The organism is Paenibacillus odorifer, from assembly GCF_000758725.1.
GTDB lineage: Bacteria > Bacillota > Bacilli > Paenibacillales > Paenibacillaceae > Paenibacillus_AQ > Paenibacillus_AQ odorifer.
This window is the reverse complement of record NZ_CP009428.1, coordinates 886,012-905,817: the sequence shown is the minus strand read 5'-3', so window position 1 is coordinate 905,817 and position 19,806 is coordinate 886,012. Positions and strand designations below refer to the sequence as shown.

Annotated in this window: 17 protein-coding genes; 5 read left to right on the top strand and 12 right to left on the bottom strand. The window is 43.6% G+C overall.

The genetic code is table 11. The features are described from left to right. Positions 1 to 81 precede the first annotated feature (81 nt). On the bottom strand, positions 82 to 4,452 hold the full coding sequence (locus PODO_RS03875; protein WP_052096784.1) for an S-layer homology domain-containing protein: 4,371 nt from the start codon (positions 4,450 to 4,452) through the stop codon (positions 82 to 84). A gap of 168 nt (positions 4,453 to 4,620) precedes the next feature. Between PODO_RS03875 and PODO_RS29840 the strand changes: the two genes are divergently transcribed. Then, complete coding sequence (locus PODO_RS29840) at positions 4,621 to 4,746, top strand: DUF4023 domain-containing protein (protein WP_051491363.1); 126 nt, start codon at positions 4,621 to 4,623, stop codon at positions 4,744 to 4,746. Between the two features lie 98 nt (positions 4,747 to 4,844). Here the strand turns inward: PODO_RS29840 and PODO_RS03870 are convergent, their stop codons facing one another. Together PODO_RS03870 and PODO_RS03865 are read right to left on the bottom strand one after the other, a co-directional pair. Continuing rightward, positions 4,845 to 5,549, bottom strand: a complete 705-nt coding sequence (locus PODO_RS03870; protein ID WP_038568796.1) for a stalk domain-containing protein — start codon at positions 5,547 to 5,549, stop codon at positions 4,845 to 4,847. Between the two features lie 186 nt (positions 5,550 to 5,735). Further along, on the bottom strand, positions 5,736 to 6,257 hold the full coding sequence (locus PODO_RS03865; RefSeq protein WP_036684918.1) for a GNAT family N-acetyltransferase: 522 nt from the start codon (positions 6,255 to 6,257) through the stop codon (positions 5,736 to 5,738). A 169-nt stretch (positions 6,258 to 6,426) separates the two neighbouring features. Between PODO_RS03865 and PODO_RS03860 the strand changes: the two genes are divergently transcribed. Next, positions 6,427 to 8,022 carry an acetate--CoA ligase gene (locus PODO_RS03860; RefSeq protein WP_038568795.1) on the top strand — a complete coding sequence of 532 codons (1,596 nt, stop codon included), beginning with the start codon at positions 6,427 to 6,429 and terminating at the stop codon, positions 8,020 to 8,022. 88 nt (positions 8,023 to 8,110) lie between these two features. Here the strand turns inward: PODO_RS03860 and PODO_RS03855 are convergent, their stop codons facing one another. Together PODO_RS03855 and PODO_RS03850 are read right to left on the bottom strand one after the other, a co-directional pair. Further along, positions 8,111 to 8,689 carry an SMI1/KNR4 family protein gene (locus tag PODO_RS03855; protein WP_038568794.1) on the bottom strand — a complete coding sequence of 193 codons (579 nt, stop codon included), beginning with the start codon at positions 8,687 to 8,689 and terminating at the stop codon, positions 8,111 to 8,113. Between the two features lie 11 nt (positions 8,690 to 8,700). Continuing rightward, positions 8,701 to 9,138 carry a HEAT repeat domain-containing protein gene (locus tag PODO_RS03850; RefSeq protein WP_036684913.1) on the bottom strand — a complete coding sequence of 146 codons (438 nt, stop codon included), beginning with the start codon at positions 9,136 to 9,138 and terminating at the stop codon, positions 8,701 to 8,703. A gap of 227 nt (positions 9,139 to 9,365) precedes the next feature. On the opposite strand from PODO_RS03850, the gene PODO_RS03845 reads away from it, so the two are divergent. The 3 genes from PODO_RS03845 to PODO_RS03835 are packed head-to-tail and all read left to right on the top strand — an operon-like array spanning position 9,366 to position 12,418. Next, complete coding sequence (locus tag PODO_RS03845; RefSeq protein WP_036684911.1) at positions 9,366 to 9,866, top strand: DUF4358 domain-containing protein; 501 nt, start codon at positions 9,366 to 9,368, stop codon at positions 9,864 to 9,866. A gap of 6 nt (positions 9,867 to 9,872) precedes the next feature. Then, on the top strand, positions 9,873 to 11,258 hold the full coding sequence (locus tag PODO_RS03840) for an MBOAT family O-acyltransferase (protein ID WP_036684909.1): 1,386 nt from the start codon (positions 9,873 to 9,875) through the stop codon (positions 11,256 to 11,258). A gap of 20 nt (positions 11,259 to 11,278) precedes the next feature. Further along, positions 11,279 to 12,418, top strand: coding sequence for a DHHW family protein (locus PODO_RS03835; RefSeq protein WP_038568792.1), 1,140 nt, complete (start codon positions 11,279 to 11,281; stop codon positions 12,416 to 12,418). A 171-nt stretch (positions 12,419 to 12,589) separates the two neighbouring features. On the opposite strand, the gene PODO_RS03830 is transcribed toward PODO_RS03835, so the two are convergent. From PODO_RS03830 to PODO_RS03800, 7 genes are all read right to left on the bottom strand, one after another. After that, positions 12,590 to 13,999, bottom strand: a complete 1,410-nt coding sequence (locus PODO_RS03830; RefSeq protein ID WP_052096782.1) for a HAMP domain-containing sensor histidine kinase — start codon at positions 13,997 to 13,999, stop codon at positions 12,590 to 12,592. Next, entirely contained in the window at positions 13,983 to 14,630 is a 648-nt protein-coding gene (locus PODO_RS03825) for a response regulator transcription factor (RefSeq protein WP_038568790.1), read from the bottom strand. Before PODO_RS03825 ends, PODO_RS03830 begins: the two co-directional genes overlap by 17 nt. A gap of 86 nt (positions 14,631 to 14,716) precedes the next feature. Then, the gene (locus tag PODO_RS03820) at positions 14,717 to 15,988 is read right to left on the bottom strand and encodes a glycoside hydrolase family 5 protein (protein WP_052096780.1); all 1,272 of its coding nucleotides are present in this window, start codon (positions 15,986 to 15,988) and stop codon (positions 14,717 to 14,719) included. A gap of 136 nt (positions 15,989 to 16,124) precedes the next feature. Next, positions 16,125 to 17,060, bottom strand: a complete 936-nt coding sequence (locus PODO_RS03815) for a catalase family peroxidase (RefSeq protein WP_038568789.1) — start codon at positions 17,058 to 17,060, stop codon at positions 16,125 to 16,127. 64 nt (positions 17,061 to 17,124) lie between these two features. Next, positions 17,125 to 17,619 (bottom strand): hypothetical protein, encoded by a 495-nt coding sequence (locus PODO_RS03810; protein ID WP_052096778.1) that lies wholly within the window; start codon positions 17,617 to 17,619, stop codon positions 17,125 to 17,127. Next, the gene (locus PODO_RS03805; protein WP_080742402.1) at positions 17,613 to 18,986 is read right to left on the bottom strand and encodes a Dyp-type peroxidase; all 1,374 of its coding nucleotides are present in this window, start codon (positions 18,984 to 18,986) and stop codon (positions 17,613 to 17,615) included. Before PODO_RS03805 ends, PODO_RS03810 begins: the two co-directional genes overlap by 7 nt. A 240-nt stretch (positions 18,987 to 19,226) precedes the next feature. Next, the gene (locus PODO_RS03800) at positions 19,227 to 19,781 is read right to left on the bottom strand and encodes a hypothetical protein (protein ID WP_038568787.1); all 555 of its coding nucleotides are present in this window, start codon (positions 19,779 to 19,781) and stop codon (positions 19,227 to 19,229) included. Positions 19,782 to 19,806: the final 25 nt, after the last annotated feature.

Below are 19,806 nucleotides of genomic sequence, written 5' to 3'. Positions count from 1 at the left end.
TACCCAGCTACGAAAAAAAGATTGTCTCTCCGTCATCAACGATGACCTTGAGGCAATCTTTTTTCAAACCATCCGATTTAGTTACTTTCCTTGCTTCTCAAGCAAGTTCAGAATGATTGTTACTGCTTCGGCCCGGGACGCTACCTGGTTAGGTGCGAAACGGTTTTGTCCTATGCCATTCACAATGCCCGCGTCTGCTGCTGCCGCAATATATGGTACTGCCCATGCGGGTACATCCTTAGCATCATTGAAGGTTAAGGTCGCTTTTGGATCTACTGTAATGCCCAGAGCCCTAACAACCATAACTGCTAATTCAGTGCGAGTAAGCTCCTGCGTAGGACGGAAGGTACCATCGTCATAGCCGCTGATAATTTGCAAAGCTACTGCCTGAGCTACAAAGGACTTAGCCCATGCCGGAATCTTCGCTGAATCCTTAAAGCTTGAAGTGTTACCACTGTCCGGCAATTGCAGGGCACGAGCCAGCATAGTGATAAATTCAACCCGATTTACTTTCTGATTAGGGCGGAAAGTATTATCCGGATAACCGCTAACGAAGCCCCCTGCTACTGCTTTCTCAATAGCCGCTGCTGCCCAATGGCTGCCAGTATCCGTCAATGATGGTTTGACTACTGGCGTTGCAGATGGTGTAGGCACCGTTGTTGGTGCTGGTGTAGCTGTTGGTGCTACTGTTGGCGTTGGTGTTGCTGTCGGTTTTGTTGTTGCCACTGGACCTGTTGATGATCCTGTTGTTGGTGCTGCTGTTGGTGCTGTCGTTGGCGCTGTTGTCGGTTCCGTCGTTGGCGCCGTTGTCGGTTCCGTCGTTGGCGCTGTTGTCGGTTCCGTTGTCGGCGTTGTTGTCGGTTCTGGTGTTGGATTTACTTCCGGATCTGCTTCTTTAAGAATACCGAACTCTTCCAGAACGTACGGTTTAGCATCATTAATATTCTGATCGATCTCATAAGATACAGCTGTTAATTTGCCAGCATCTACAGTAATACCTACAAAGGTCTGAACTTGACCGCGTTTTGGACGCGTAGCATCACTTGGGTCCGGTCCGTATTTTGCTGCTGTATTCTCATTTGCTACTTCGAAGAGATTATAATACGCATCTCCCAATTCTGGTTTCATGTTCTTGTAGTAAACCTTCGCTCCCGCTGTAGCTGGGATCAGATAAATCGTTCCATCTGGATTTACTGTGTACTCTACAGTTTGACCATTGAAGCTTTCCTTGATCTTCACTGTGTCTGCCGCAGTTCCATCAGCTTTAATTGGCTTGGTCCGGGCATAAATATGGTCGTGTCCTTGAAGAACCAAGTCAATGCCCAGTTCAGCCATCATTGGAGCAACCTTCGCTCTTTCTCCATTTGTACCCATAATGTCTTTGTCAGTAGCATGGTTAGAGGTTGTGTATGGACCTTTATGCATAGCTACGATAATCCACTTCGCACCAGCAGCCTTCGCTGCTTTTACGTCAGCCTTCATCCAATCCAACTGTGCTTGGCTGAAGTTAGCAAATTCATCGGAATTCTCATTTGTATTCAGGACTACAAAGTGAGCATTGCTGTAGTCATAGGAATAATATGCTCCAGTTTCTGTTGCAGAGCCCGGTGCTTCCTTAATATTGTAGTGCTCATAGAAGGCATTTGCCTTATCCTCATGATTCCCCGCAACAGGCACGATGGTCGTGTTAAGCAGGGTATCCTGCGAATGACCAAGCAACCAATTCCATTGTGATTCATTAGTTCCGGTATCTACGATATCTCCGTTAATCGCCACAAACTCAGCATTCGGGAACGTCGTAAGTGCTTTTGCCATCGTTTCACCGGAAAGAATCGCTTCATCTTCGGTCTTAGCCTGTGTATCAGCCAAATCGATGAAAGTAAATGCTCCTGTCTTAGCGGCAGTTTCAAAAGTTCCCACTGCACTCCACAGGCCTAGTGCTTTATCACCTACACGGAAGTAGTATTTTGTATCAGCTTTCAGGCCAGAAGCTTCCGCTTTATGAACTAATTCATCCTTTGAATTTCTGGAAACCGCCGAACGTCCTGTAAACTCAGCAGCCTTAGCAAAGTCTGGAGTAACGCCCGTATTTTCTACAACCTGCAGATCGTTTCCAGTAGACTTCAACGCTGTGTACCAAGTGAATCCTTTTGCACTCACTGGATCGCCATTAAAGGTAACTGTAACTTTTTTAATCGAATCCGTTGAAGCGATAGCAGCTTCTGAATTTGTTCTTTCACTTACAGCTTTGATAACAAATTGATAGGTTTGGTTTGGATTAGTATTTTCTACAGTGTAAGTATAAGAAGTTTTACCTTCTTCATTAGGAACACTGACCATCCAATTTGCGGATACCAGATCATTTTGCTCATAAATTCGATATCCAGACACTGGTGCACCGGAAGCTGGCGCATCCCAAGTCAACGTTATTTTACCACCATCTGCTGCAGTAGCCTTTGCATTTTGCACAGGTTTAACTGCTACTTCCGATTTATGAATGCTGTAGTTATCATACAAGTCTGTAGAACCACCAGTTGTTGTGGTGTAGGCTTCGTAAGATAGCTCATCATTCGTTACCGTCATCCCCGTGAACATTTCCTTGCCAGGCTGTCCGTATTTAGCTGCAAAAGGGAATGTTCCTGAAGCTACGTTGTATTTCTTATTGCCCGCTGCATTTGTAATCAGGTATAAAGTACCCTTAGGATCAGTTACTACTCCGTTTGAGTCCGGAACAATATCCGTCAATGGCTTGTTGTTGTACATCTGATAGCTTCTAGCAAAGGTGTGGTCATGCCCGCCAATTACCATGTCGATACCAAGCTCATCAAACACCTTCGTTAATTGCGCTCTGTAAAAGAGTACATCTGTATCATTGGTGTGATTGGCAACGGAATAAGGAGATTTATGCAGAAGCACAACCTTCCATTTCTGATTGCTTTTTGCCGCTTCGCTCCGAAGCCACTCCACTTGTTTATTGTAAATTTCGTTATTCTCAAGATTCGAGCTTGCACCATAATATTCTGTATTAATTACCATAAAGTGCGCTGAACCGTAGTCAAAAGAATATACAGAACCATCAGGTTTCGCACCTGTATTCGATACATTCGGCAAGTTAAAATGAGAGCTATAATTGCTATAATTTTTGCTTTCATGGTTGCCTACCAAAGGCACCAACGGAATATTCGCTAAAATATCCTTAGGCTTATTGAAAAACCATCCCCATTGCTCCTCAATATCACCGTTATCCACCAAATCACCAGAATTCAGAATAAACTCACTTTCCGGGAATTTAGCTAATCCTTCTTGAAGGGTATGATTCCAGATATCAAAATCTTCTTCAGTTGTTCCTTGGGAATCCGTTGTATATAGGAATTTAAAAGCTTGGTTGCTGGAACGTTCTGTCTTAAAAGTTCCTACGTCGCTCCAATTATCAGCTTGTCCATCTCCAGCACGGTAAGCATATTCCGTGCCCGGCTGCAGATGATCCGCTATTACCTTATGGCTGGTTAGCACAAGTGGTTTTTTAGCTGATTTATCCGCTTTTGTCATATACACACTAGTTGTAACGGATGTTCCTTCATACAATTGAGCTCCTGCCGCTGGAAACTGGCCATTCTCCAATTTAGAAGCTTCTACCACTTCCAGTTTGGTGCCAGTCACACTTTCAGGTGCATACCAGTTAAATCCCATACTAGTCTGCGGGTTGCCATTAAAAGTAATTGCGATAGAATCTGGCTTCCCAACTCCAGGTTCTACTGTCTCCACTACAGGATAAGCAATCAGGCTCATATCCCAATAAAGGTCAGAGCTAGTGTCTCCCGTCTGGTGAACTTCAGCTGAAAGCTCATTACTTCCATCCTTCAGATTGGCTTTTACGATTTCCGTTAGGTCAACCTTTGTATACTCATTTGGATCACTGCCATTAGTTGTACTAAGTGTCTGATAGTCGATTTCACCAGCTGGCATAGCCTCGCGGTAGATTTCTGCACCGTTCAGATACAGCACAACTCCGTCATCAAATGCAAAATTACCCAATACTTTATCCGATTTTGTAATTTCTTCCTTATTCACAGTTACATTTGTACGGAAATAGGAAGTACGATATTTCTTCTTTTTATCCGAACCGTAGCTTATATTTGTATTCAGAGCACCAAATTGCTTGCTGCTGACTCCGGCCCCAGAATCTTTATAACCAAGCGGCGCTTGGCCTGATGCCCATGTAGAATCATCGTAAACAGACCGCCATACCGAACCTTGATCCGTTCCGTTATCTAGATATTTCCATGTAGAATTGCCCGCCAGTAGTGTAATTGGCTCTAGCGTTTGTAATTGCAGTAATCCAGCATCCTCATTGCTGTCTTCTGCAAAAGCTGGCATTCCTGTAAATGTAAGTCCCAGTACCATAACGAAGGCTAGTGTCATGGATACTGCTTGTTTAAATAACCTGTTCATAATCAGTCTCCCTTACTGTTATTATGAAATGCTTGCATCCATTCATAGTAACTACTAAATATTTTCACAATGTACGGATTAATCCACTAGTTTGTAAAAACGGCTTGTGTATTTAATCAGGCAAAAGTGGTTACAGTAACGGCAAGGTTATGATCAAGGAGGACAAACATGGATGATACTCAAGCTTTTGTAGACAAAGTACACGACACCCAGAAGAAAGCAGAAAAGAACAAACAGAATCACGGTAAAGGAACACCAAGCCAAAAGCTGCCTAATAAACAGCACAGTAAATAGAACACGCGGACACGAAAACAAAAAAAGCAGCAAGCCCTCCCGGATCGGAGTGACTTGCTGCTTTACTTTTTGTAAATTGAGCTTTGTTTTTAAAGGAGTTATTTACTCCATTTCACCACATTCACGGCTACCTTCTCTAATTGCGCCTTGCTCAAAGCCTTGTCTGGAGAACTAATCGTCACAAAACGATCATCCAGTTTATAGGTCAAAAACAATGAATCGCTGGTAGGGCTGTACCACTTAGCTTCTGTACCATTGGAGAGCTTTACGGTATCGCCTTTGTAATCATAGGAGTAGTCACGTGGAGAAACGTTCACCCTCATATGGTTGAACAAAAAGTACACTCCATCTTCAGAGCTAGCTGCCTTTTGATAAGCGTCTCCACTCACCATTTGTGCTGGTGCATAAACCGTTTTAAACCCATCGAAATTTGCAAAAGCTTTAGAAATTTGTTCTTTTTGAGCGTTGCTGTACTGTACTGGTGTTAATGTATCTTTATCCGGCACCACAGTTCCAGTACCCAGAATGACCTGATTCGCTGCCGCATCAAAAGTCACTGGCACCTTCAACACATCAGCCAAGGCACGTACAGGAAGATAGGTTGTATTGTTATAAGTAATCGGAGCTAATGTGTTACCTTTATTATCAACAGGCGTATAAGCTGCACCATTCACTTTAAATCCAATGCTGTGATTAAGATATGCGGTGATTTTTTGCAGCTTAGTTCCCGCGTACACACCAGCTGAACCTGTGATTGCCATCCCAAATACCATCGTTGCTATAATGAACTTTTTACTTTTCATATGTTATGCCTCCTTAGAAGATCAATCTCGGTTTTTACTTTAGCTCAAGTTTTAAAAGAATATGTCTCTAAGTTGTATTTAACTTGTACCCAATTTGTAAAGAAACTATTCATCTGGAGCTCTGGTTTGTATAAAAAAAACAGCAACCCGCTTATCCCATAAGGATTTAACGGATTGCTGAGAGCTTTAACCTTGATACGGAGTTGTAACCTTATACACTTCTGAATATAAAATTTCTCTATAAAGTTGGAATTCTTCTTCATCAACAGGGTTAGGGTAAGTCATAATTAAGAGTGGTAAGTCTTCATTTCCTTCACGCAAAGGAGGCTGCACATAATCGTAAGGATTCAAATGAAAGCCCAGCCGCTCATAAAAGCCAATTCTCCGCTGCTCCATTTCACCCAGTGGCCGCTCAACTTCCAAAAGGACAGGCTTGTTAGATAGACTGATGTATTCAGTCATCAGCTTTTTGCCAATTCCTCCGCCTCTAATGCTTGGGTCGACTGCTATATGTTCTACAAAACGAAAGCCGGGAAACTCCCAGCAGGCCATAAAAGCAACAATTTTACCCTCAGAGTTCATCTCGGTAATGAGACGATAATCTGGAACGTCCAATAACTCCTGTTGTCCCTCAAAGGTTCTGATCTCAGAAGTAGGAAATGAGGCTTCCATAATAGCGAATATTTCATCAAAAGTTGTGTGATTCATAACATAAGTTCTCACTTTCTGGATTTGTGGTCTATTATAAGTATACCTTACACATATTATCTTAACCCGAAATTCATTAAGAACTCAAGGTACTAGTACCTGGTACTAGGATAACGTGATATACTAAATAGAACAGTTATACACATCTTGTTTGATATAGGAGAGGTTCATATTGGATAATCAGCAATGGATCGCACCTGAGTTCTACAATCTCACTTCGGAAATGGAAAGCCATGCTCCTGAGAAGATTGCGCTTAAGTGGTTAAATGAGCAAGGAGATTATGAGGAAATTACTTACGGTGAATTACGCAAACAAGCTAACCGGCTGGCCGGAGGACTTGCGAAGCTTGGGCTGCAACAAGGGGATCGTGTTCTTGTTATGGTTCCACGCCGCATCATCGCTTATGTCATCTATTTAGCTTGTCTGAAACAAGGACTTGCCATCATTCCATCCTCAGAAATGCTGCGTGCCAAAGATTTATCCTACCGCCTGCGCCATTCTGAAGCCAGAGCGGTTATTGCTTGGTCCGAAGTAACCGGGGAAGTTAATAAAATCTCAGAGGATCTTCCTGCTCTCGATTACCGTCTTTCCGTATCTGGCAGCTCAGTCGAACTCGGTGAAGGCTGGCTGGATCTAGAAAGTCTGATGGTTGGCCAACCAGATACCTTCACAGCAGTCGCAAGCCGCCGGGATGATATGGCTATTCTCGCCTACACCTCAGGTACTACCGGCAACCCTAAAGCGGTCGTTCATAGTCACGGTTGGGGTTATGCTCACTTGCGGATCACCTCACCTCAATGGCTGGATATTCAAGGATCTGACACCGTCTGGGCAACAGCAGCTCCCGGCTGGCAAAAGTGGATCTGGAGTCCCTTCTTAACCGTTCTTGGCAACGGAGCTACAGGTTTTGTATATAGTGGATCCTTTCATCCCAAAAAATATTTGCAGCTATTGCAGGATCACAAAATTCAAGTATTATGCTGCACCCCAACGGAATATCGTCTAATGGCTAAAACAGAAGACTTAGGTCGTTACGACTTGTCTACCCTGCGTTGTGCAGTATCTGCCGGAGAGCCATTAAATCAAGAGGTCATTAACACCTTTCAGCGTGAATTCGATATCACAATCCGTGATGGGTACGGCCAGACGGAAAGCACCCTAATTATCGGAACACTCAAAGATACTCCAATACGCATTGGTTCTATGGGTAAATCAATCGCACCCGGCTTAGTCGAGGTTGTGGACGAAGACGGCAAGCCACTACCTGCTGGAGTGGTTGGTGATATTGCCGTACATTTGAGTATGCCAGCCCTGTTCCACACTTATTACAAAGATCCCGGTAGAAAAGAAAGCTCCACACACGGCGAATTCTTCATAACCGGCGACCGGGCAAAAAAAGATGAAGATGGTTATTTCTGGTTCGAGGGCCGTGGGGATGACATTATCATTAGCTCAGGTTACACTATCGGTCCTTTCGAGGTAGAAGAAGCATTGATGAAGCATGCCTCCGTTAAGGAATGTGCGGTCGTAGCCAGTCCAGACGAGATCCGTGGGCACATTGTTAAAGCATTTATCGTGCTCAAGGATGAGATTGTTGGTTCACCAGAGCTTGTAAAAGAGCTGCAATCCCATGTTAAAGAGTGGACAGCCCCTTATAAATATCCGCGCAAAATCGAGTTTATTCAGGATCTTCCGAAGACGACCTCCGGTAAAATACGGCGAGTAGAGCTTCGTGAGCAAGAGAACCAAGCTGCGCAGGAATAAACATAGCCATGGAATTCACCTTATTAAAAAATAAAGAGCAGCTAGTCCATAAATGGACTGCTGCTCTTGTTTATTTGGCATCAGGTCGTTACTCGGACCAATATTTCGCATCCGGGTTCAGCGCCGCGCCAACTTCGCCTTCTAATACTAAATCGCAATCGAGGTAGCCCTCTTCATCCAGGAAATAAACCTCCTGCTTGTAGAACTCGCATAAGGTCTCCAAGAATTTATCGGGCGAATCATACATCACGATTAAATCGCCGAAATCATGGAGCAGGTCACATACCTGTTCCACACCATCGGCAGACTTATAATAACAAATGAAATCACTGCCATAGTTCGTTAAGATAGGCAAGATAACTCCATCAGGATGTTGACCTTTTTCCTCCAATATCCCAGCTAATACCTTCATCTCCTCTTCATATTCATCCATATGAATCAGGCGGTACCCTGGAATAAATTCGATAAGGCTTGGTTCCTCTTCCTCACTGCTTGTCCCTGAGACAGTGCTATAAATAGCTTTCAGCAGTTCAGGAGTCTCCGGCAAAACTGACGTAATCTTTGCTTCGTTACCGCCCTTGCCCAAGCTGGCAATATAATCAGGGCGTAATTCTGCGGACAGCTTAAGGTATTCTTGAAATTGTTCTGTCAATTTATTGGTGTGCATATTGTCATCCTTTACTTATTCGCAGAAGTCCACATCTTCATCAGCCACGTATCGAAGTCAGCGCCTTTTTCACCTTCATAAGCGTCGTACACGTCAACTCTCATCTTCTTCAGCTTCTCTTTGAAGTCCTCGTAAGAATGATCTCTTGGCAGGCTCTTTTTAATTCTCAGCAGGATCTTGGATACGCCTTTAACTAGTTCAGGCTTGTTCTTCGATGGCACCTTAACGTCTTCACCAAAAGCCTTCAGCTTAAGGTAAGCAGCTTCTTGAACTGTATATACAGGATCGCTCTCCATTAAACGCGTCAGGATATCGATAATTTGTTTGTGGTTGGTCTGTCCCAGCTCTTCAACTGCTTCTAGACGTGCTCTCCAATCCGCAGAGCGGTTGGCAGCTTTCTTTAATTCCTCATAATTCTCCGGTAGTTCATTGTTCAGTTCTTCGATCATTCCGTTCAATCCCCTTCTATTAAAAACTATCTATCTTACAGTAACAGTATAACCAACCATTGCGCAAGCTAAGAGAGGAAGATCTTTGCATGAATTCATGTGAATATCATATTTCCGCAAAAATATGGGTAAAGTATCCGAAGTAAGTATCCAGCGCAACATTCTATCGACTATATACGTTAGTAACTAGAGAAATTCAGACAATACATCAAGGAGAGTGACCTAAGTTGAAAAAGCATACCTTCATGCTAGCGTTAACCATTGTACTAAGTGTGGTGCTTGGCGCCTGTTCCAGCAACAACAGTAACAATGGAGCTGCCATTGAAACGAATCTAACTGCAAAAGAAATGGTCGATCAAATGCTGAGCAAAGTTGAGCAGCCATCATTAATGGAGCTTGATGCGGCTACTGTCGAACAGCTATATCATCTCAACCCAGAATTGCTTGAAGATTATAGCATTAGAATGCCTATGATGAATGTGAAAACTAACGAAATCGCCGTTCTGAAAGTTAAAGATGTAAAAGATATGACCACTGTTGAGGATGCCATTAAAGCGCGTGCAACAGATGTTCAAAAACAATTCGAAACCTATCTGCCTGATCAATACGAAAATGCCAAGAACTATAAACTTATTAAAAAGGGTAACTATTTCCTGTTCGTTATTGCTGATCCTGCGGATCAAGATAAACTCGTAGCAGACTTCGATACTTACTTCACAGAAAAATAAATAACCATGGTATTCAGCAGCCTACTTTTCCTATTCCTATTCCTGCCGGCTGTCCTAGCGCTCTATTATGTTTCGCCCTGGCGAATCAAAAACCTCATATTGTTTTTAAGCAGCCTGGTTTTTTATGCTTGGGGCGAACCTGTCTACATTGTAATCATGTTGCTGTCCACCATTACAGATTACAGCTTTGGTCTACTGCTCAGCAGACCAAAGCTGACTGCGGTGCAGCGCAAGTGGATTGTGGTTAGTTCCGTCATTATTAATCTAGGCTTATTGTCGTATTTTAAATACGCAGATTTTCTCATCCAAAATATAAATGGACTCCTCGGTACACATATTCCTTTAACGGATTTACCTTTACCTATTGGGATTTCATTTTATACTTTTCAATCCATGTCCTATATTATTGACGTCTATAGAGGAACTTCGAAAGCACAACGCAATTGGATTGATTTCGGTACATTCGTAGCGCTGTTTCCACAGTTAGTAGCAGGTCCGATTGTTCAATATAACACCATTGCCGGGCAACTACGTGAACGTTCGGTCGATATCCCCATGTTCGCAGAAGGTGTACGGAGATTCATAATCGGATTAGCCAAAAAAGTACTGCTCGCCAACAACATCGGTCTGCTCTGGCACACCATATCCAGCTCCAACCTAGATTCCCTGCCTGCTTTAACCGCTTGGCTTGGGATTATTGCGTTTGCTTTTCAGATCTATTTTGACTTCAGCGGGTATTCGGATATGGCTATTGGTCTCGGTCTCATGTTCGGCTTCCGCTTTAACGAGAACTTCAACAAACCTTATATCTCTCAGAGTATTACTGACTTCTGGCGGAGATGGCATATTTCCCTTAGCAGTTGGTTTCGTGACTATGTCTACATCCCGCTTGGAGGCAACCGCCGGGGGTTAGGCGTTCAAGTGCGCAACATCCTCATCGTATGGCTGCTCACGGGTATCTGGCACGGGGCAAGCTGGAATTTTCTGCTCTGGGGATTATACTTCGGGGTCATTCTTATCTTTGAAAAATGGTGGGGATTAAAGCTATTAAGCCACCTCCCCCGTTGGACAAGACATTTATATGCTGTAGTACTTATACTCATCGGATGGGTCTTATTCGCTTTTGAAGAACTTCCTCTGGTCATTGGCTACTTACAAGCGATGCTTGGCTTTAATGGACAGCCGTTATGGAATAATACCACTTTATACTTCACTTACACGAACGCGATTCTACTCGTGGTGTTAACCTTTGCCTCTACACCTGTGAAACTCTCCAAGCGGATGGATTCTAGATCGGTTCCTGCTCTTGTTTGGTATGGCGTGTTATTTTTCCTATCTGTTGCCTACTTAGTAGATGCAACCTTTAATCCATTTTTATATTTCCGATTCTAACCATTAGGGGGTGATTGTTTATGAAGCAGAAGACGGATCGAATCCTGGTTGGAGGATTTGTTGCAACGTTATTTCTGGTCGCTATCCTCTTTTTCTTACTGCCTGTTCAGCGTTTCTCTGAGCTTGAGAACCGGTATTTGCAAAAAGCCCCCCATCTGACATGGGACAATTTATTATCCCACACCTATGCGGAAGAGGCCGAAAGCTTTGTAACCGATCATTTTCCATTTCGGGCCAAATGGGTATGGGTGAAATCGGCGGTGGAACAGATGAGGCTGCAGCAAGAGAATAACGGAATCTATAAAGGAAAAGACGGCTATCTTTTCGAAAAATTTGCAGCACCTGATTACACTAAAGTTCAGCAATATGCAGCAGCTGTGAAACGCTTTGCCGATAACAATCCTGATGCAAACACCACTTTCTTACTCGCACCGACATCGGTTGGCTTGTACAAGGAACGTCTACCCTGGTTAGCTCCTGTCTACTCGCAAGCTGAGGTGAATCAAACAATAGCTAAGGATGTAGGAGATAGCCTTACTTTTATAAATGGATTTGATGTTCTTAGCCCACATGCCGCAGAACCCATTTACTATCGGACCGACCATCACTGGACAACCTACGGTGCCTACTTAGCTTATGTAGCCTATGCTCAAAGCATGGGCTGGCAGCCTCTGTCCCGGAGCGAATACCAGATTCAGACTGTGAGTAATTCATTTCTCGGAAGCTATCATACCCGGGGGCAATTTATCGGGGTCACACCTGACTCCATTCAAATGTACAAACCTAATCATGAGGTATCCACCCAAATGTACATTCAAGATACCGGTGAGACTTTAACAAGTATGTATGACCCAAGTTATCTGGCGAAAAAAGATAAGTACTCTTATTTCTTAGGGGGCGTACATGCGCTCATGAATATCACCAGCCAGCTTGATCCAACAACAGTCAAACAGGAAAAGCTGCTTGTCATCAAAGACTCCTATGCACATAGCGTTATTCCTTTCCTGACTCAGCATGTGCCTGAAATCCATGTGATCGACATCCGTTATTATAATGGAAACATCAGTGACTATATGGCTCAAAATGATATCAAGGATGTCTTGCTGCTTTTTAATACGGCTACTTTTATTGATAATGCGGCGCTATTGAAGTTAAATTAAAGGCACTCAGGGAAAAGGTGATGGGCGTAACTGCGGGAATGTTGGACTTTCGGTCGCTGTTGTCTCCAGATGTTTTTGATTTTACCGCTATCAGCGGATAACATCCGGAGACAGCTTATGCTTCCGATGCGAGCTTTCCTTCGGAAAGCTTTCAGGCGAACGCTAACGCTCCTACAGTTCCAAAATTCCCTCCTTAACTTCAAACCAAATACTAAAACTAATATATGAGTCCTCTAATCTGGACTCGTATTTCAGATCATTTTTGCCAAGAATCTCCGCGACGATGGACAGGCCAAGTCCAGTACCGGAGATTTCTTTATTTCGAGACTCTTCAATTACATAGAATGGGTCCCAGATATACGCTAAATGCTCCGTTTTTAGGCGAGTGGTTTTATTGGAGATCGTAAATTTTAATGTACGCGTAGTGTCACTCCGTAGTTTTATTTCAAAAAAATCCTCTTCACCATACTTAATGGCATTACTAATTAAGTTGTTGAATACTATCTCGATTTGGCTGATATCTTCTTCAACGATAGAGGATTCAAGCGAATGAAAGTCGCTCATTAAGGTTATGTTTTTATTTTTTAACGTAATATTATATTGTGAGATCACTTTTAGCAGAAGCTCTTTAAGATCAAAAGGCTCTTTATGCACTTCTGACTTCTGGATCTTGGACAATTTAATTAAATAATCCACCATATCCGACGTATACATCACTTGCTCCAAAATGATATCCGTATACGTGCCATCATCCAGACCGTCCTGAATGCCAATCGTATATGCTTGGATTAAGGATAATGGTGTTTTCACTTCATGCGAAATGCTTGAGATAAGGGTATTTAAACTTTGATTTTTCTCCTCCAATTTGGCATGGGTGCTCTTTAGACGCTGACTCATATGATTGATGCTTTTCGAGAGCTCTTCGATTTCATCCCCCGTTTGAATCGTCACTTGTTTAAAATCGAGATTGGATATATCCTTTGCGACATCCTGCAATTGTTCTAACGGTGTAATGATCTTTTTTGAAAAGTAAGCCACTAACAGCAAACTGATAATAATCCCCAGTAGAATGGAGTAAAAGCTGAATTGATTTACGAGGGTCAAGGCATCTGTATTGTGCACAACCACAGTTCCGATGAGGATCAGACTGCTATCCTGCTCGTATATTTTCGTTAACAGACTCGATTTCAATTTACCCTGATTAAATAAAAGATTAACCGTGTTGCCTTGTTTTACTTTTTGTAATACCTCATCTGTGATCCAAAATTTATTAAGTGCCACCTTATCTTTAAACAACGCAAATTGAATATTTTCGTTAATTTCTGCTGTACTTCCACTGTTTTCAACCCTAACAATCGTTACGTTATTATTGTTCTCGATCCTGCTTTCATTTTCCAAGAGTTGATCCAAACGGAGATCCTTTACTTCGTCATAAATGGTGTTGATCTTGGTTTTCATTTTGTATAGGTAATAATCTGCTGAGAAATAGTTGTGCAAGAAATAAGACGTACCAAAAACAATCAGCAAAATAATGCTCACCATGATCAATAACTTCGTACTTATTTTATGGATTTTTATCATGGAAGCTGTACCCCATTCCCCTATGCGTGATCACGTGGTCGGCCCCAATCTTATCGCGCAGCCTCTTAATATGCGTATCTACCGTTCTTTCTTCGCCCAGATAATCCATTCCCCAAACCGCAGACAATAAGGCATCTCTGGATAAAATACGCCCTTTATGCTCGTACAGGAAGGTTAGCAATTCAAATTCTTTTTTATATAACGCCAGTTCTGCCCCATTCTTGTACACTTTCTTCCGCTCAAAATCGATTTCTAAATCCCTAATCGCAGCCACTTTTTCGGTGCCTAGCATTTTTTTAATTCTAAGCATCAAAATCCGTGGGTCGAATGGTTTTCTTATATATTCATCTGCCCCTATATCCAAGGCACTGAATTCATCATCATGGGAAGACCTTGCGGTCAGCATTACAACTTTAGCCAAACTAACCTTCTTGATTTCATTACAGACCTCAAGACCGCTTCGCTTAGGCATCATCCAATCCAGCACCACAAGATCGATCCTATTCGAAAAAAAGAGCTCAAGCGCCTCCTCACCATCCGCAGCTGTCCAAACGTTATAGCCTTCTTTTTCAAAATAAGTCTTCAATATAGTGGTCATATGTTTCTCATCATCCGCAATTAAGATATTCAAAGTTTAGATTCTCCTTGCTGTAGTTATCAGAAGAAAAAGGCGAAATCCTTTACAGGTTTCACCTTTTCATATATTTTCATGCTACGCTATTGCAACTTCTCTAGTCCCTTCGTCAGTACGTTCCATATCGGGTTATCGACTGTCTTTCGATCAGGCTGTTCACCCTTCTCTATCGCTTCCCAATACTCCCAGGTTGGAGGCTCAATGCCAAGTTCATAATCCATGCCATCCCAAGTATCCTCCCGGAACGCATAAAACGCCCAGTGCCAGCCGTAATCATCAAAAATCGAGATTAAATCAGCCAAGTATTGATCTGCACCTTTTACAAGCCGGTTCGTGCCAAATTCTTCAGCGACAATACGATTAGCAGGGATGTTATTCTTTTCTGCCCACTGTGCGATAGGTTCTAGAAAATCCTTTAAAGCTTTCTTATTAAATGCTTTTTCCGTCTTCTCCTCACCCACTTTAACCGTTCCAGGATATTCATAGGTTAAGCCTTTTTTCTTATTTTGGCTGGTGAGTTCGTAAGGTTCATACATATGAAAAGCATATAATACATTTGCATCATCGATTGGTTTCAAATATTTAAAGGCCCATGGCGTGGCATACAGACCTGAATTAACGATAATAGGGGTTTCCGTATCTACGGTTCGAATCGCTGTCACAATAGTCTCATATAAAAGATTCAAATCCGCCGGAGTATTCTCCACTGAGCTATACCACTCGTTGTAATCCTCTGTCCAGAAATCATTAAATCCAGTAGCTTGTTCAGGATGTGGCTCATTAATAAGATTATAGCCGACCACTGCAGGATGATCTTTTAATCTTTCCGCAAGATCCTTCCAAAACGTTGCCGCTTGTTCATGATAACTGAAATCCTTCCAGATTCGATCATCATTTGTATAATCATTAAACTGTCGCCACCGATCTCCGGGCAGACTAAGGACTGTCAGCACTACTTTTGAACCCCGCGCCTCGGCTGCATCCAAGTCTGCCTTTAACGCTGTGAAATCGTCCTCAACAAGCCCCTCGTATTTATCTGCATTCCCTATTAAAAAGTCTTTGTCTGGATTGGCATCCGGTTGATCGTTAAACAGGAAATCACTATCTTTTGCCCATTTATCTGGCGCAAGTCGAATGAACTCTATATTATTTTCTTTCGCCGCATCATAATTTTCGGGTATAGATTTGGAGTTCATAAAATTTGTTCCTTTTCGCTGTTGATCCCAGAAAACGATCTTCTCATTGACCTCTTTCTTTACCTCCTTATCCGGTTCAAGATTTGCTTGTGGTGTTGCTGCACTGCATCCTACAACTGCCAACAAAATCAATACGATAAACCCTTTAAACTTCTTCATTCTCTCACCTCGTAACCTATCGTAGCCAATCTCTGTTACAAGAGTGTCACAAGGCATACCTAAAAAGACTGCCCTAAGGATGTCGGCAGACATTTTAGGACAGCCCGATCATATTAATAGAATATAAAATAAATGCTTACTGATTAGTACTTCGACGGGAATGTGACTCCGCATAGGCATCATGACGGAAGTTCAGAATAGGATCTTCTGAGCATTCAATGCCGGCAGGTACAACCGTCGGATCAAAGACGTACTCTTGAGCCTTCTCGTCTGCCACGCCGGTGATCGACAAATGTCCGACGACAATCCGTTCCCGGTCTTCGGGCCAAGCAGACGTCGGGTCATCCGTAGGATCTCCCTCCTGTCCGAGAATTACTGTCAATTGAAACGTCACAGGACCTTTGGAAAGTCTCTCGATTAGTTCATCCTCCAAATAATCGGGAGATCGATTCTCCACCTCTTCCTTGACCAGAAAGTGCAGACCCGCTTCCGGTTCCCACTCATATTTAATAGCCCGCCGCTCGCCAGCAGCATTGATGAAGTAATAGGCATGAATGGAATGATAACGATTGGTTGCAAAACTGAGTGGCGATTGCAGCATTTTCACGGCTTGAAGCCCAGCCCGGCTTTCCGAATACTTCTCCATGACCGCTTTGAATTTGTCTGCAATGGTCGCTCCCTCAAACGAATTTTCTTTAATTGTACGTAAGATATTAATAAAGGATTGCGGTGTTTTGGCAAAAAAGATCGGTAATGTAATTGTCACCAAACTTGTCACGCCCCCATCAGGCAATACAAACTGAACCGCCATTCCTTTTGCAGGCGAAAAAACATCAGGGATGGACGGATTAGTCGAGCTATTGGAGAAGCGTACGAGAGCTTGCACCTCATGATTTTGCAAATGTGCCGCTGTTGTCAAAGGACCCGCTTGGCCGTTAGGGGTGAACACCGCCTGGTAGACAACACCTTTGGCGTGCGCGCGTCGATAACCCGGATATTTGCCTGCTACCTCCTCAATGGAGTTTACTGCTTCTTCTGCGAGTTCAGACGACACTGATTTATTATTGTTCATTTTCGTTCACCTCTTTGTAATTTATCAGGAAGGAAAAGGGGACAAGGCCCCCTTTTCTAGTTTTTCAGCTTTGTGATGCGTCAAGTAGGTCGTTCCAGGCCTTCGTAATTCGCTGTCCACGCCAAATATCTCTGACCGTGGCATCGGGATAAGCACTGTACCAGCCAGATGCAGTGATCTGATGGTTGGCGATGAAATCTTTCGCTTCCGAAGATTCAATTCCCGGAAAATCCTTCACTTCATTAAACATGTTATTCAACAACTCTGGAATTTCAGTTCCAAAATCATCAATATAACTATCCCAGTCGCCATCATAAGCCGTCGCGAACAACAGCCGCGTGTCGTTATCAAAGATTACGAAGCGCATGTCGTGAACGGTCGCGATCTTCGCCATCGTTTCGGCTTGTCTCGATGCGCTTTTTTTCAGCTTCTCACGGAGACGATCCGCCCCACCATCTTTAAGCGGCGCAATGATGGTAAGCTCAGATATTTCACCTTCCCGCAGGCCGGCACGTCCAGCGCTTGTAATCGGATTAGTCTGATCTTGTCCTTCTAACATGTTAATTCCTCCTTAGATATATGTTGATCCAACTCTGCCATCCACCGTAATGCAGTCATGCTGGGAACAAAGAAATACTCCCCGCCTTTGGTGATTGAAAAACTTGGAATTTCTTTCATCCGGTGGCGAATAGGTTTGTCCGGAATGGTAAACATCCCTTCCCCCTCATTCTTACCGGTAATAGGGTCTTTCTCGGTTGACATACCCGCGAAATTGCCTCCATTTAACCAATCGGTCTTGATAAACTCGAATTGGCGGGACAATGAGCTGCATATACCTGCAAAAATAAGGCCTCTATCCTGACCATCATCCTCCATTACACCTTTTGGCAGTATAGGGCCATACATCGTTGACCGCCGGAGCAACCGGTGGATGTTCACATTAACAACCGAACCCTGCAAGCTGTTACGGGGAAATGCACGACGGATATGCGAGCTTACCGGACATTTCAACCCTTTATGATCATCCCCGTACGTAAATGCGTTCCGTCGGCTGACATCTTCGCCCAGTGCCGGGTCATCTGCTTCAGGAGCCAGACTTAAAGGGGCTCCGCTCGGCCATCTTCCTACCATTTTAGCGGCCAAAAGTTCTTCCTCTTCCCGATTATCCGCATGCTCCCGCAAATAACGACGGAAAGCCGCGACCCTCATATGCAATTTGCGGAAACTGAGGTAACTTCCATTGTGGCCAAGTTCTGCCGGCTGTGGTCCCTGTGTTATGGTGCCAGATTCATTTAAATGCCCGAACAGGAATTCACCGGCTTTAATCTCCGCTTCCTGCCCCACCGCGTTGAGTACATGGTTTCCTTCGATTCTCGGATTGCTGATTCCATCCATGAAGCCCAGATGAGTACGTCCGTCAGGATTCATTCCGACATCCAGCTGGTAAACGACGGATACACCATTCAGTTCACAGTGGATTCGACGGGCTGCTTCTTCTGCTTGAAGCAGCGCTTCTTTGGTGGGCGCGAACAGAGCAAGCGCCACATCGACTTTGTCAGTACCCAGCGGGTCTTCCCAGTGCTCCGGGCTGCTTTCGTTTACATCCCCTAGCTTAGCTGCCCGGGCAGCCATACCCTCCCGGAACTCCAGGTCGAAGCTGTTGAGCGACTCCTGAGGAATCCCCAGCTTCTGGAGTCCTTGATAAGTAAAACCAACGTTGACCCAAGCACCTTCGTGAGGATTACTCCACTGTCCGGCCGACGTCACTTCGTCGAGAAGCCGCTTCAGCATCACTTTCCCGTCCTGTTGATGATCGATGGACAGCAATATATAGGTCCCAACGTAAGGGGTAGGGCGTTCTTGTAAGACGATTCCTTGAATGTCATCATAATTCAGTTCTTCCGTTTCTGTACCTATGACGTTCACTCCTCCCTCGTCTTAAAGTTGTCTTCATAATATTAAAAACGGGTATTCTCTCATCCATCTCTCGATCTAATTAAACTTAGCTCTAAATGGTTAATCAGGTTAACAGTCCTCCCCATCTAGACAATAACGGTGCATTGTCTAAAAAATAGACACATCGTTAGATTTGTCTAAAATCGAGACAAAAAAAGAGATATTCCAAAACCGGACCGGCTTTAGAACATCTCTTATCTTCGACTAACCTCACAAATCATATTCATAGTTATCAAACTTGCCATCTGATGCAAAGACATATTCGCAGATGTTCTCCCCCCATCTAGCTATAACACTAAAGACGCGACCCGAAGTGGGAATATCACTGGTGGATGCTGGAGGGTTCACAAATTCATATTTCCCTTCCACGAGTGTTACAGGAACTTCTACAATTGGAAGCTGCGATTCATCAAAGCTCTCAGTTAGATAGGCCATGTTTATTGTGACTTCACTCGGTGCGTAATCTCCAAAGTCGACCTGCATTTTCTCCCCTGGTTTCAAGCGACGCAGACCCGTTAGAAGCGTAGGTTCACTATGCCAAGCCGTATAGTAAAAGGAGGCCCGATCATAGTCCGCTCCATTCCAGCTCGTCTTTAGAATGACATAGTTCTCTATAGCATCTGTACTATTCTCATGTGTAATGATAAGGGGCGACGGTTCAGCAGGACTTTTGAAAGAGCTCTCGGATTTACTCATTATTCCTCCGCGTTCCCCAAGCACCACCGCACCAATGATAACCACTGCCAACAGCATTAATGAAATCAATAATATCCTTTTAGACTTATTCCTA